Source organism: Stakelama pacifica, from assembly GCF_004361835.1.
In the GTDB taxonomy this organism is placed as follows: Bacteria; Pseudomonadota; Alphaproteobacteria; order Sphingomonadales; family Sphingomonadaceae; genus Sphingomonas; species Sphingomonas pacifica.
The window spans coordinates 227,574-241,991 of sequence record NZ_SNWD01000001.1; the positions used below are offsets into that span (position 1 = coordinate 227,574).

Annotated in this window: 12 protein-coding genes; 7 read left to right on the plus strand and 5 right to left on the minus strand. The window is 62.2% G+C overall.

The features are described 5' to 3' along the window. Positions 1-2: 2 nt before the first annotated feature. Genes EV664_RS00980 through EV664_RS01005 form a run of 6 tightly spaced genes read left to right on the plus strand, consistent with a single transcriptional unit; the run spans position 3 to position 6,458 of the window. Positions 3-1,544 (plus strand): NADH-quinone oxidoreductase subunit M, encoded by a 1,542-nt coding sequence (locus EV664_RS00980; protein WP_133493827.1) that lies wholly within the window; start codon positions 3-5, stop codon positions 1,542-1,544. After that, positions 1,544-2,989, plus strand: coding sequence for an NADH-quinone oxidoreductase subunit NuoN (gene nuoN / locus EV664_RS00985; RefSeq protein WP_133493828.1), 1,446 nt, complete (start codon positions 1,544-1,546; stop codon positions 2,987-2,989). Before EV664_RS00980 ends, nuoN begins: the two co-directional genes overlap by 1 nt. Positions 2,990-2,996: 7 nt before the next feature. Continuing rightward, complete coding sequence (locus EV664_RS00990) at positions 2,997-3,698, plus strand: biotin--[acetyl-CoA-carboxylase] ligase (RefSeq protein ID WP_133493829.1); 702 nt, start codon at positions 2,997-2,999, stop codon at positions 3,696-3,698. A 15-nt stretch (positions 3,699-3,713) separates the two neighbouring features. After that, complete coding sequence (locus EV664_RS00995) at positions 3,714-4,511, plus strand: type III pantothenate kinase (RefSeq protein WP_133493830.1); 798 nt, start codon at positions 3,714-3,716, stop codon at positions 4,509-4,511. 38 nt (positions 4,512-4,549) lie between these two features. Beyond that, positions 4,550-6,187: a ribonuclease J gene (locus tag EV664_RS01000; protein WP_133493831.1), complete on the plus strand. Its 1,638-nt coding sequence runs from the start codon at positions 4,550-4,552 to the stop codon at positions 6,185-6,187. A gap of 4 nt (positions 6,188-6,191) precedes the next feature. After that, on the plus strand, positions 6,192-6,458 hold the full coding sequence (locus EV664_RS01005; RefSeq protein ID WP_133493832.1) for a DUF1467 family protein: 267 nt from the start codon (positions 6,192-6,194) through the stop codon (positions 6,456-6,458). A gap of 220 nt (positions 6,459-6,678) precedes the next feature. Here the strand turns inward: EV664_RS01005 and EV664_RS01010 are convergent, their stop codons facing one another. Further along, complete coding sequence (locus tag EV664_RS01010; protein WP_133493833.1) at positions 6,679-8,901, minus strand: coiled-coil domain-containing protein; 2,223 nt, start codon at positions 8,899-8,901, stop codon at positions 6,679-6,681. 179 nt (positions 8,902-9,080) lie between these two features. Between EV664_RS01010 and EV664_RS01015 the strand changes: the two genes are divergently transcribed. Then, entirely contained in the window at positions 9,081-9,374 is a 294-nt protein-coding gene (locus EV664_RS01015; protein ID WP_133493834.1) for an Hpt domain-containing protein, read from the plus strand. 3 nt (positions 9,375-9,377) lie between these two features. On the opposite strand, the gene EV664_RS01020 is transcribed toward EV664_RS01015, so the two are convergent. The 4 genes from EV664_RS01020 to rpoD form a co-directional block, all read right to left on the minus strand. Next, positions 9,378-10,553, minus strand: coding sequence for a vWA domain-containing protein (locus tag EV664_RS01020; RefSeq protein ID WP_133493835.1), 1,176 nt, complete (start codon positions 10,551-10,553; stop codon positions 9,378-9,380). A 39-nt stretch (positions 10,554-10,592) separates the two neighbouring features. Further along, positions 10,593-11,438 (minus strand): AAA family ATPase, encoded by an 846-nt coding sequence (locus tag EV664_RS01025; RefSeq protein ID WP_133493836.1) that lies wholly within the window; start codon positions 11,436-11,438, stop codon positions 10,593-10,595. Between the two features lie 76 nt (positions 11,439-11,514). Continuing rightward, positions 11,515-12,180, minus strand: a complete 666-nt coding sequence (locus EV664_RS01030) for a DUF6975 family protein (RefSeq protein WP_133493837.1) — start codon at positions 12,178-12,180, stop codon at positions 11,515-11,517. Between the two features lie 170 nt (positions 12,181-12,350). Next, entirely contained in the window at positions 12,351-14,387 is a 2,037-nt protein-coding gene (gene rpoD, locus EV664_RS01035; RefSeq protein ID WP_133493838.1) for an RNA polymerase sigma factor RpoD, read from the minus strand. Positions 14,388-14,418 lie beyond the last annotated feature (31 nt).

Sequence of the window (14,418 nt, forward strand, 5' to 3'; positions counted from 1 at the left end):
CGATGAACGGTTTTCCCATCCTCTCCGTCATGTTGCTGGTGCCCGCCGTTGCGGCGGTGGTGTGCCTGTTCCTCGACGCGAAATCGGCGCGCTGGCTGGCATTGGCCGCTACGCTGGTCGATCTGGCGCTGGGCATCGTGCTGTGGGCCAGTTTCGATATCGGCGGCGCGCAATGGCAGTTTGTCGAACATAGCGATGCGCTGTTCGGCAGCTTTTCCTGGGCGCTCGGCATTGACGGCTTTGCCCTGCTGCTGATCATGCTCTCGGTATTCCTGATGCCGATCTGCATCGGGGCGAGCTGGGAAGCGGTTCAGCAGCGGGTTCCCGAATATATGGCGGCATTCCTGCTCACCGAAGTGCTGATGATCGGTACTTTCGCTGCGCAGGACCTGTTTCTCTTCTACGTCTTTTTCGAGGCGGGCCTGATCCCGATGTATCTGATCATCGGTATCTGGGGCGGGGTGAACCGGATCTACGCCAGCTATAAGTTCTTCCTGTATACGCTGCTCGGTTCAGTGCTGATGCTGATCGCGATGCTGTGGATGACGCAGCAGGCAGGCACGACCTATATCCCCGATCTGATGAACCATGATTTCCCGGTTCATGCCCAGACCTGGCTATGGCTCGCCTTCTTCGCGTCCTTCGCGGTGAAGATGCCGATGTGGCCGGTGCATACCTGGCTTCCCGACGCGCACGTTCAGGCACCAACCGCCGGGTCGGTCATTCTGGCGGGCGTGTTGCTGAAGCTCGGCGGATACGGCTTTCTGCGCTTCAGCCTGCCGATGTTCCCCGAAGCTTCGTCGCAGCTGATCTGGCTGATCTTCGGTCTGTCGGCGGTCGCGGTGATCTACACCTCGCTCGTGGCGCTGGTGCAGAGCGATATGAAGAAGCTGATCGCTTATTCCTCGGTCGCGCATATGGCGATCGTTACGATCGGCCTGTTCGCGTTCAACCGGCAGGGGATTGAGGGCGCGATGATGATCATGCTGGGCCATGGTCTGGTATCGGGCGCGCTGTTCCTTTGCGTCGGCGTGATCTATGACCGGCTGCACACGCGTGAGATCGACCGCTATGGCGGGCTTGCCATCAACATGCCGCGCTATGCGGTGTTCTTCCTGCTGTTCACCATGGCCTCGATCGGCCTTCCCGGGACCAGCAACTTCGTCGGCGAATTGCTGGCATTGATGGGCACCTATCAGGTGTCGACCTGGACCGCGCTTTTGTGCACGACCGGTATCATTCTGGGCGCTGCCTATATGTTGTATCTCTATCGCCGGGTGGTGTTCGGCGATCTGACCAAGGACGATGTGAAGGCGATGCCTGATCTGAGCATGCGCGAAATCGCGCTGCTGGCGCCGATCGCGGCAGTGGTGCTGTGGATGGGCGTCTATCCCGAAAGCTTCCTTGCGCCGATGCGTCAGGACGTGGCGATCCTGCTCGAGCGTATCGACCGCGCGCAGCCGAAGGGCGATTCCATGCCGACCGCCGGTAACCCGTCCGCGGTGCCCGCCGCGCACCATGGTGCCGAAGGGGGGGCGCACTGATGAGCTATGCCCAGCAAATGATGATGATCCTGCCTGAGATCGTCCTTGCCGTCGGCGCGCTGGTGCTGATGCTGGTTTCGGCATGGGGCGGCCATTCATCGGCGCGCGGCGTGAGCTGGACCGCAGTGGCGGTGCTGATCGGCGCCGGTGTCGCGCTGCTCGGCCCGGCATCGCATGGCGGCGAGGCGTTTTACGGCCTGTACCGCGCCGATGCCTTTGGTGCCTTCGCCAAGCTGCTGATCTATATCGCCGCTGCAGTGTCGATCATGGTCGCGCCGCGCTTCTTCGCGACGACCAGCGGCGATAATCTGCGCCCCGAATATCCGGTGCTGATCCTGCTGTCGGCGATCGGCATGAGCGTGATGGTTTCGGCGAGCGATCTGCTGACGCTCTATGTCGGGCTCGAGCTGCAGAGCCTTGCCGCCTATGTGCTGGCGAGCTTCATGCGGCAGGACACGCGTTCGGCAGAAGCGGGGCTGAAATATTTCGTGCTCGGCGCACTGGCGAGCGGCATCCTGCTCTACGGCATCTCGCTGGTCTACGGCTTTACCGGCAGCACGTTGTTCGATGTGATTGCACAGGCATATGCGGGCGACCGCTCGCTCGGGCTGTTGTTCGGGCTGGTCTTCGTGTTCGCAGGGCTGGCGTTCAAGATTTCGGCGGTGCCGTTCCATATGTGGACCCCCGACGTCTATGAAGGCGCACCGACGCCGGTCACCACCTTCTTCGCCTCGGCCCCCAAGGTCGCGGCGATGGGGCTGGCGGTGCGCGTTGCCATCGAAGCGATGGGGCCTGCGGTCGATCAGTGGCGGCAGATCGTGATTTTCGCGGCGCTTGCCTCGATCATCCTCGGCGCGGTCGCGGCGATCGGCCAGACGAATATCAAACGACTGCTCGCTTATTCGTCGATCAACAATGTCGGCTTCGCGCTGGTCGGTCTTGCCGCGGGGACGCAGGCGGGTGTGTCGTCGGTGCTGGTATATATGGCGATCTATATTGTCATGACGCTCGGCAGCTTCCTGATCGTGCTGCAGATGCGCGATGCGGACGGCATGCCGGTCGAAACGATCGACAGTCTGTCGGGCATGTCGCGCACGCGGCCCTGGCTGGCGGCGGCGCTTGCCATGTTCATGTTCAGCCTTGCCGGTATTCCGCCGCTCTTCGGCTTTTACGCCAAGTTTGCGGTGTTCAGCGCAGCGGTGGAATCCGGGCTGTTCGCGCTGGCGGCCGTCGGCATCGCGGCTTCGGTGATCGGCGCTTATTATTATCTGCGCGTCGTCAAGACGATGTTCTTCGACGAACCGGCCCCGGCATTCGCGCCGATGGACAGCAAGGTCGAAGGCGGGCTGATCGCGATTACCGCACTGGTCATTTCGCCGCTCGGCTATCTGCTGATCCCGGCGCTGCTGTCGGCGACGAATATGGCGGCGCGCGCGCTGTTCTGATCCGCTTATGATCCGGACGGTCGGCGAAACCGGCTCGACCAATGCCGATATGGCGGCGCTCGCTCTGGCGGGTGCCGCCGAAGGCGACTGGCTGCGCGCCGAGCGGCAAAGCGCCGGGCGCGGGCGGCAGGGGCGGCAATGGGCGTCCGAGGCCGGTAATCTCTACGCCAGCACGCTGGTCCGTTTGCGGCCCTCCGACCCGCCCGCGCCGGGGCTTGGCTTCGTCGCCGCGGTGGCGCTGCACGATGCGGTCGCTGCCTATATCGGCGAGGGGCGTGCCGTGCTCAAATGGCCTAACGACGTGCTGGTCGAGGGTGCGAAGCTGTCGGGTATCCTGCTGGAGCGCACGGGCGACGCAGTGGTTGCGGGTTTCGGCGTCAATCTGGCGCATCATCCTCGCGATCTTGATCGGCCTGCGACGAGCCTTTGCGCTCTGGGAAGCGCAGTCGCGCCGGGGGATTTCCTCGAAACGCTGGCCGAAAGCCTTCGCCGCCGCCTGTCGCAATGGCGCGGCGAAGGGTTCGGCGCGATCCGCGAGGTGTGGATGGCCCGCGCCCACCCGGTCGGCAGCGCGCTGTCAGTACGTCAGCCGGAAGGGGCTGCCCTGCAGGGCCTGTTCGACGGGATCGACAGCGACGGCGCGCTACGCCTGCGCTTGGCGGACGGGTCGCGGCATGTCATGCACGCAGGCGATATATTCCTGATCTGAGCGAAAGGGGACGCCGTGCTGCTCGCGGTCGATGCCGGAAATACCAATATCGTCTTCGCATTGTTCGACACCGAATCGGATGCGCGGCCCTGGGGCGAGATCCGCACCCGCTGGCGGATCACCACTGACCCGCGGCGCACAGCGGACGAATATGCCGTCTGGCTGAGCCAGCTGCTCGCGCTGGAGGGCTTTGCCCGGTCCGATGTGACGAAGGTGATCATCGGCACCGTCGTGCCGCGCGCGCTGCATAATCTGCAGACGCTGGCGCGCAAATATTTCGACACCGAACCGGTGATTGCGGGAGAGGGGGGCTGGGACTTCCCGCTCGATGTCGATGAACCGCAAAATGTCGGTGCGGATCGTGCGCTGAACATGATCGCTGCGAAGGAAACGCATCCCGGCGACCTGATCATCATCGATTTCGGCACTGCCACCACCTTCGATCTGGTCGATTATCGCGGTGCGTATAAGGGCGGGATCATCGCGCCTGGGATCAACCTGTCGCTCGACGCGCTGGTCAGCGCTGCGGCGAAGCTGCCGCGCATGGCGATCAGCGAGCCGGACAGCGATTCGGTGATCGGCAGGAATACGGTCGATCAGATGCATATCGGCATTTACTGGGGCTATATCGCGATGATGGAGGGGCTGGTCGCGCGCATGCGGCGTCAGGCCGGGCGCCCGGTAAAGGTGATCGCGACCGGAGGCCTTGCCATTTTGTTCGAGAAACATACCGATATTTTCGATGCGGTAGAGGCCGATCTGACGCTTCACGGGCTGGCTATCCTGTGGTCGCGTTCCCATAAAGAAGGCTAAGCATTTCGACTTTTTAAAGAATGAAGAACAGGATTTCAGTGACCCCAGGCAAAGAACTCATTTTCCTCGCGCTTGGCGGCTCGGGCGAAATCGGCATGAACGTCAATCTGTACGGCACCCAGGGCAAATGGGTGATGGTCGATTGCGGTATCACCTTTGCCGATCCCTTTTATCCGGGCGTGGACGTGATCCTGCCCGATCTGCAATTTATCGAAGAGCGCGCCGACGATCTGCTTGGTATCGTCCTGACCCATGGGCATGAGGATCATATCGGCGCGCTGCCCTATCTGGCGGGCGATCTGGGCGTGCCGTTGTTCGCGACGCCGTTCACCGCCGGGCTGATCCGCGGCAAGCTGGAAGAAGAGGGCATTGCCGACCGGGTCGAGCTGAACGTGATCGATCGTGAGGGATCGTTCGACCTCGGCCCGTTCGGTTTTCGCTATGTTCCGCTGGCGCATTCGATTCCGGAAGGCAATGCGCTGCTGATCGATACGCCCTATGGCAGCATCTTTCACACCGGCGACTGGAAGCTCGACGATATGCCGCTGCTCGGCGAACCGGCGACGGCGAAGCAATTGAGCGCGATCGGCGATGCGGGCGTGCTCGCTTTGGTGTGCGATTCGACCAATGTCTTCAACGAACATGCCTCGGGTTCCGAAGGCGATGTGCGCAAGGGGCTGGACGAGGTGATTCAGGCGGCGACGGGGCGGGTGCTCGTCACCACCTTCGCCTCGAACGCTGCGCGGCTGCAGACGCTGGGCGAGGTGGCGCGCGATACCGGGCGGACGCTGTGCGTGGCCGGGCGCTCGCTCAACCGCATCCTGAGCGTGGCAAAGGCAAGCGGCTATCTGCGCGACTTTCCCGAAACGGTCGATTTCGACAAGGCGATGACGCTGCCGCGCGACAAGGTGATGATCGTTGCGACCGGCGGGCAGGGCGAGCCGCGCGCGGCGCTGTCGCGCGTTGCCGAAGGATCGCACCCGATCAAGCTGGAGGCGGGCGACACGGTTGTTTTCTCCTCCAAGCAGATTCCGGGCAATGAAATCGCGATCGGCCGCATTCAGAATGCATTGGCGGCGAAGGATGTGCGGATGGTCACCGACCGGCAGGCCTTTGTCCATGTGTCGGGGCATCCGGGGCGTCCTGAACTTGCCGAAATGTATAAATGGATCCGGCCCGACATCCTGGTGCCGGTGCATGGCGAAATCCGCCATATGGCCGAGCAGGCGCGTTTCGGTGTGGAATGCGGTGTGCCCAAAGCGCTGGTCCAGTCGAACGGCGAGATCATCCGGCTCGCCCCCGGCGAACCGAAGCGGATCGGCCATGCGCCGGTCGGGCGGCTTGTGCTCGACGGCGATGTGATTTTGCCCGCCGATGGCGGCACGATCAACGAGCGGCGCAAATTGTCGATCAACGGCCAGATGTCGGTCGCGGTCGCGGTGAAGCGGGACGGCACGCTGGTCGGGGTGCCGCAGGTCCGGCTGTCGGGCATTCCGGTCGAGGAAGAGCGCGAGCCGTTTCTTGACGAGGTGGAGGATGCGGTGGTTGCCGCGCTCAACGAAGGTGGTGAGCCCGATGAGCGGCTGCGCGAGCGTATCCGGCTTGCCGCGCGGCGCACCGCCACCCGCTGGACGGGTAAGAAGCCGGTGGTCGATGTGCTGATGATCGGGGTGTAGGTCGATGGGCCTGCCCTCGGCAGTCGCGGTCTATTTTCTCGTCTGGGTGCTGAGCGCCTTTCTGGTGCTGCCGTTTATCGGGGTGCGCAACCGGCGCGAAGAGGGCGATCCGCGCGTCCCGGGTCAGGCCGATAGCGCGCCGAAGCGATTCCCGATGGCGCAGACGGCGCTGTGGACCACCTTGCTGGCCAGCGTTTTGTTCGCGATCTTCTGGCTCAACTGGGAATATGGCTGGGTGACGGTCGATATGCTCGACTGGACGCAGTGGTAAGAGATGGCGGGAATGCAGTGATCTGAATTAGCAGTGATCTGAATTAATCGTCATTGCGAGCCCCGAAGGGGCGCGGCAATCCAGAGCGGTACGCGTCATTGCTCTGGATCGCTTCGTCGCTTCGCTTCTCGCGATGACGATCGGCATGCGGGTCGCGCACACTGCACCCTGGCGTGAGTGCGACGGCGAGGACCGGGGTTCGCGCCGGCCCTCCGCCTGATCAGCCGCGCAGGCGCTCGATCGCCTGAGCAAGCATCACATAGAGCTTGCCCATGTCGGACGACAGCATCGTGATGCCGAGCGGCGAACCGTCGCGCAGCGCCAGCACCTGACGCAACATCGCCTCGAAATCATGGATGTAGCGATTGACGAGTTCGTGGAACGAGTCGTCCTCGCCATAGAGTCGTGCAATCGCCTTTGCCTCGGGCGTGTCGAGCAGGCGCACGGCGCGCCGCGTGAAGATACCGCGATCGCCCTTCAGATAGGCCGACCATGCGGTGTCCGACACCTCGTCACTGAAATGCTTGCTGATATCGATAGAGGCTGAGTTGAGGGCATCGATGAGCAGCGAGACATGATGGGCAAGCGCGTCGCGGTCATTCGCCTGACGCTCGGCCAGCGCCTCTTTCAGCCGTCCCTCGATTTCCGCTGTCGCGCCCGAAAGCTCGCTCATCTGACGGCTGAGCCGTTCGGCGGCATCGTTCGCCGCGCCCAGCGCCTCGTCCGCAGAGCGATGCAGTTCGGCGATCTGGCGGTTGACCGACCGGTCAACCGCGCGTTCGAGCGCGTCAGAGCTTTCCTGTTCCAGCTTATGCGCAGCGGCAGGGATGATCGCGCCGAGCGTCTTGCGCGCCTGATCGCTCGCCGTGGCGGCGGTTTCGCGGATGCGCAGCAGCGTATCGACCAGCTGCGGCGCCGCTTCGTCCGAAAAGCGACGCGCCGAATCGATCGTCGTTTCGACCGAGCGATGGACATTCGCGATCCGGCTTTCGCCATGATCGAGCAGGTCGAGCAGCGTGTCGTTCATCGCCCGAACCGCATCGCGCTGATCAGCGATCAGCGTGGCGATGCTGCGAACGCTTTCCTGCGCTCCCTCGGCTGCGCGCAGCAGCGCCTCGACCTCAGGGGCCGCGCCGGCGATATGCGTCTGAGTTTCGTCGATCCGCTTGTCGAGCCGGGCCAGCGCCTGCGGCATGGTTTCGTCCATTTCGCGCGCGGCGGCATCGAGCGCGGTGAGCAGATGTTCGGCGGTGTCGATCACCGATTTGGCGGTATAATCGCCGCGCCGCATGGTTTCTTCCATGTCGTTCGCCGATCGGGTGAGCGATTCGATCCGTTCGACCATGTCGCGGGTGCGATCCATGCTGTCACCGTGCAACGTTTCGATCCGCGCATCGGCGGCGTTGACCGCAGTGTCGATCGACGCGAACAGATCGGCGCTGCGCTGATGCTCGGCGCCAAGCCGTTCGGTGATCCGCGCGAGCGCGGTTTCGATCGCATCGATCCGCCCGCCGAGCGCGGCGGCGCCTTCCTCGCCCGCGCGGTGCATCGCTTCCTGATTCGCGGTGAGCATCGCGACGAGCGCTTCGCTCTGGGCGATGATCGCCTGACGGGACTGGTCGACCGCTTCGGCCGCGCGATGCAGCACGGCATCGACCTCGCCGCTCATATCTTCGGCGACCTGCTCCAGCCGGGCGCCTGCGGCCTCGCTGGTTGCTTCCATGCGCGCGATATGCGCGGCAAGCCGCTCAGCAGCGCCGCCCGCAATGTCGTTCGCTTCCCGCCCGCGCTGCGTCAGCGCCGAAAGCTGCGCATCGAGCGCGGAGACATTCCGTCCGGCGGCAAGGCCGCTTTCGTCGATCCGGTCCTTCAGCCCGGCAGCCTCTTCCTGCGCTTTGGGAAGCGAGGCGAGAACCACTTCGAGCGACCGCCCCGTCCGGTTCGCGGTCTCGACAAGCTGCGCCGCCGACCGGTCGAGCGCTTTCGCCTGTTCGGACATGCCGTTGCTCACCGCATGCAGCCGCTCGGCGGCGTCATCGCCCATCGTGAACAGGGCGTTGGTCTGTTCGGCGAGTTCAACGCGATTCTGTTCGATGCGCTGCGACAGGCCGGTGACGATACGGTCAAGACTGGCTGCCTCTGCCCGCATGGCGCGCGCCGCTCCGCCGAACCGCGCCGCCTCGGCGCGCGGCGTGCGCAGCAGCAACAGCGCGATGACCCCGATCAGCATCGGGGGAATGCACAATGCGGCAATGAACTCGGCGAGCGCGACCGGTGCCATCCCCGCCTGCAATTGCGGCCAGCACAGTGCGGTCATGCTGAAGAGCCAGATCAGCGACAGCGCAATGACGGCGATCGCGATGATCCGGCCGACTCCTGCGGGCGAGCGGGTCGCCTCCGTCTCTTCGACTTCCGCTTCCCAGTGCATAGTTTCGCCGTCCAATCCCGTTTTTCCCCCCGCTGCCCCGGTTGGAACCGGTGCCGTGTCATGCGAATTGATTGCATATGCGGGCCGCAGCCCGACTATTTTTGATCCCCCGTTCATTCAGGGGGTTTATCATGTTTCGGTGTGTGGCAAAGACATTTGCGAAACCTTAACTATGAGCCGGCTAGGAGACAGGCATGGCATATGATCCCGGTGCAATCGATGCGACATTGGCTGCGGCAGTTGGTGACGAACCCGGTCTGATCGCTGACCTGCGCGAAGCGTTTCTGGAGAGCGCGACGCGGTGCTTCGCCAATATGCAGAATGCGCAGAGCGAGCATGGCTGGCGCGACGCGGCGCTTCGCATGAAGGGGCTGGCGGCGAGCTTCGGCGCGGTGCGGCTGATGACCATGGCTTCGGAAGCCGCCGAACGGCCGGTCGGCGATATCGAAACCATGCGCGGGCTGCGCGCGGCCATTACCCGATTGTAATGCTCATTTCTTTCGGCTGAGTTCGCGCATGGCGCTGTCCAGACCGGACAGCGTCAGCGGATACATCCGATCGTCGATCAGATCGCGTACCAGCCGGGTGGACTGGCTATACCCCCAATATTGTTCGGCAACAGGATTGAGCCACGCCGCCGAGGGGTAGGTGTTTGTCAGCCGCTGAAGCCAGGTCGCGCCCGCTTCTTCGTTCATATGTTCGACCGATCCGCCGATATGGGTGATCTCATAGGGACTCATCGCGGCGTCGCCGACAAAGATCAGTTTGTAATCATTGCCGAATTTATGAAGTACGTCCCAGGTGGGAATCGCTTCTGAAAAACGGCGGCGATTGTCCTTCCACAGCGCCTCGTAAGGGCAATTGTGGAAATAGAAGAATTCGAGATTTTTGAATTCACTGGTCGCCGCAGAAAACAGTTCCTCGCACACCTTGATATACGGGTCCATCGATCCGCCGACATCGAGGAACAGCAACAGCTTCACCGCATTGTGACGTTCGGGTCGCATATGCACGTCGAGCCAGCCCTGTTTCGCCGTGCCGCGCACCGTTGCCTCCAGGTCCAGCTCATCGGCGGCCCCTTCGCGCGCGAACCGGCGCAGGCGGCGCAGCGCTACCTTGATATTGCGGGTGCCAAGCTCGCGGCTATTGTCGAGGTTCGAAAATTCGCGCTTTTCCCAGACCTTGATCGCGCGCTTATGGCGGCTCTGGCCGCCGATCCGTACGCCTTCGGGATTATAGCCCGAATGGCCATAGGGTGAGGTGCCGCCGGTGCCGATCCACTTATTGCCGCCCTCATGCCGCTCGTTCTGCTCTTCGAGCCGCTTTTTGAGCGTGTCCATGATTTCCTCCCACGAGCCGAGCGATTCGATTTCGGCCATTTGTTCGGGAGTGAGATACTTTTCGGCGAGCGCGCGCAGCCATTCTTCCGGAATCTCAGCGGATTCCTCGCCCTCGGTCAGGATACCGCGAAACACTTTGGCGAACACGCGGTCGAACCGGTCGATCAGCCCCTCGTCTTTCACGAAGGTCGCGCGGGCGAGATAATAGAAATCCTCCGGCGTGCGGTCGATCACCTCGCGGTCGAGCGCCTCGAGCAGCGTCAGATGTTCCTTCAAGCTCGCGCCGATCCCGGCAGCGCGCAGTTCGTCGACGAAGGAGAGGAACATCGGCCTAGCTCCGCGAGGCGGGAAGGGGTGGCGAGGCAATCACGGATTTTTGCGCCGGCTCATGAACGCAAGTCGTTCGAACAGCATGACATCCTGTTCATTCTTGAGCAGCGCGCCATGGAGCGGCGGAATCGCCTTTGCCGTATCGCGCGATTGCAGCACGTCGAGCGGCATATCCTCATGCATCAGCAGCTTGAGCCAGTCGAGCAGCTCGCTGGTCGAGGGCTTCTTCTTAAGGCCCGGCACTTCGCGAAGCTCGTAGAAAATGTTCATCGCCTTCGACACCAGCCGTTTCTGGATGTCGGGGAAATGGACATCGACGATCGCCTGCATCGTCTCGCGATCGGGGAATTTGATATAGTGGAAGAAACAGCGGCGCAGAAACGCGTCGGGCAGATCCTTTTCATTGTTTGACGTGATGACCACGATCGGCCGTTCCGCAGCGCGCACCGTTTCGCCGGTTTCGTACACATGGAATTCCATGCGATCGAGTTCCTGCAGCAGGTCGTTCGGAAATTCGATATCCGCTTTGTCGATCTCGTCGATCAGCAGCACGGGAAGCCGCGGCGAAACGAAGGCGTCCCACAGCTTTCCGCGCCGGATATAGTTGGAAATGTCATGCACGCGTTCATCGCCGAGCTGCCCGTCGCGCAGCCGGGCGACCGCGTCATATTCATACAGACCCTGTTGCGCTTTCGTGGTCGATTTGACGCCCCATTCGATCAGCGGCGCGTCGACTGCCTTTGCGATCTCCTGCGCGAGTACCGTCTTTCCGGTGCCCGGTTCGCCTTTGACCAGAAGCGGGCGGCGCAGTTTCACGGCAGCGTTCACCGCGACCTTCAGGTCTTCGGTCGCGACATAGCTTTGGGTGCCCTCGAAGCGCATGCATTCTCCATCGGCTTTTTTTCCTTGTCCGGAAATAGGCGTAGCCGGGGCCGCGATGCAAGCGGAGCGGATGCGGTCAGGTGCGGTTGCGGGCCTCTGCGCGGGCTTGCAGCAGGTCCCAAAGCCCGCGATGCTGCGCCAGAAGCTGGCGATATCCGAACAATATCGCACGCTCCACAGCGGAATCGGGGGCCAGGGTATGGAGCATCGCCCGGGTTTCAGTTTCGTCCGGCAGGTTCAGCGGGGCAGGGGTGACGTCCAGCCGCCCGGCCGCATGGTCGAGCGCGTGGCGGATGGCCCGCCATTCGAGCGCCAGCCCCATTGCCGCGCCGATCGCGCAGCCGGTGCGGTCGGACCGTGCGAGTATTTCGAGCGCGTGCCGCTGCCCCGCAACCGTTGCTTCGGCTTCGGCACTGCCGGGCGTGCCGCGCGGCGGACCGGCCGCAGCGACGAGCGTGACCAGAAGCACGCGTTCTTCATGAAAATGCGCAGCAGCGGCCTGCAACCAGTTACGGACCGCTTCCGGGCCGGGGTTTTCGGTGGCGAGATCGAACAGTCCCGGATGGTTGCCATGGATCACGCACAGGCAGTGGACTGCATCCGCAATGTCGGACATCGGAGCGGCGGGGTCGGCGAGGTGGCGCACAAAGCGATGCGCACCGCTGCCTTCGCTCCGATCGAGATCGCATAAGATCGCCCATATCGCGTCGGACGGGGGGAGATTGTTGCTTTGTGCCGGCATTGCGCCTCTCCTTGCCCGGCATGTTATTTCAGGGTCATCGGGCTTGACGGGGCAAGGGGTAAATCAGCACGCGTAAAATCTTGGTTTAAATCGCGGGTCGATCATATGAAAAAAACCCGGCAAAAGCTTTGCTTTCACCGGGTTTTTCGAGGATTGTTGCGCAATCGATCCTATTGGTCGAGGAAAGAGCGCATCTTCCGGCTGCGGCTTGGATGCTTCAGCTTGCGCAGCGCCTTCGCCTCGATCTGGCGGATGCGTTCGCGGGTAACGCTGAACTGCTGCCCGACTTCCTCCAGCGTGTGATCGGTGTTCATGCCGATCCCGAAGCGCATACGCAGCACGCGCTCCTCGCGCGGGGTGAGGCTGGCCAGCACGCGAGTGACGGTTTCTTTCAGGTTGGACTGGATCGCGGCATCGACGGGGATGATCGCATTCTTATCCTCAATGAAGTCGCCCAGATGGCTGTCTTCCTCATCGCCGATCGGCGTTTCGAGGGAGATCGGCTCCTTGGCGATCTTCATCACCTTGCGCACCTTTTCGAGCGGCATGGAAAGCCGTTCGGCCATTTCTTCCGGCGTCGGTTCGCGGCCCTGTTCGTGCAGGAACTGACGGCTCGTGCGCACCAGCTTGTTGATCGTTTCGATCATATGCACCGGAATACGAATGGTGCGCGCCTGATCGGCGATCGAGCGGGTAATCGCCTGACGAATCCACCAGGTCGCATAGGTGCTGAACTTATACCCGCGACGATATTCGAACTTATCGACCGCCTTCATCAGGCCGATATTGCCCTCCTGAATCAGGTCGAGGAACTGCAGGCCGCGATTGGTGTATTTCTTGGCGATGGAAATCACGAGGCGCAGATTGGCCTCGACCATTTCCTTTTTCGCGATACGTGCCTCGCGCTCACCCTTCTGCACCATGTTCACGATGCGGCGGAATTCGGTCAGCGCCATACCGGTCTGCTGAGCAATCTCGGCGATTTCGGTGCGGATGCGATCGACGGCATCGATTTCGTTCTCGGCGAAGGCCTTCCACTTCTTGTCGATCTTCTGAACGTCGGTCAGCCAGTTCTCGTCAAGTTCGTGATCGACATATTGGTCGAGAAACGATTTGCGGTTGACCTTGTGCCGCTCGGCAAGGCGCAGCATCTGGCCGCCCAGCGCGGTAAGGCGCCGGTTATAGCTGTAAAGCTGATCGACCAGAAATTCGATCTTCGCCTGATGAAACTGCACGCTCTCGACTTCGGCGGTCAGGTCTTCGCGCAGCTTCTGATATTTGCGCTCATCCGCCGCCGACAATTCGCCGCCCGCAGCCATGGAATCGAGCCGCTTCGCCTGCATCGCCGAGAATTTCTTGTAGATCGCGGTGATGTTCGCGAACTTTTCGAGCGCCTGCGGCTTCAGCGCCTCTTCCATCTGGGCGAGGCTGAGCGTGTTGTCTTCTTCATCATCATCCGACCCGCGCTTGGCGCGGCGTTCGGTCATCGAATCCTCTTCGTCTTCCTCCGATTCGTCCTCGACATCATCTTCGTCCTTGAACGAAGGCCCGGCATTTTTCTCGGAGATTTCGCCGTCGTCCGAATCCTCGCCATCTTCTTCAAGGCTTTCGGGCGCAGGCTCCTTGCTGAGCATCGCGTCGAGATCGAGAATCTCGCGAAGCTGCATTTCGCCTTCATTGAGGGCATTCGACCAGTCGATGATTGCGTTGAAGGTGATCGGGCTTTCGCACAGGCCGACGATCATCGTATCGCGGCCCGCTTCGATCCGCTTGGCGATGGCGATCTCGCCCTCGCGGCTCAGAAGCTCGACCGCGCCCATTTCGCGAAGATACATGCGAACGGGATCGTCGGTGCGATCGACCGTTTCCTTCTTCTTCGTCTCGACGGCGACCTGCTGGGTGCCCTGTTCATTATCATCGGCGTCGATCGCGTCGGGTGCGTCGTCCTCGGGCTGTTCGTCCTCGCCCGCATCCTCATTTTCGACGACATTAATGCCCATGTCGTTGAGCGCCGACATCACATCTTCGATCTGTTCCGAGGACATCTGGTCCTGCGGCAGCATCTCGTTGAGCTGATCGACTGTGATGTAGCCACGCTTTTTGGCGCGCGCGACCAGCTTTTTCAGCGACCCTTCGTTCAGGTCGATCAGCGGTGCGTCACCCGTTTCATTCGTGTCGGCAACGTCCGCCGTCTTAGCCTTCGCCATTAATAGCCCTCAAAATCACGCCCTAATTATA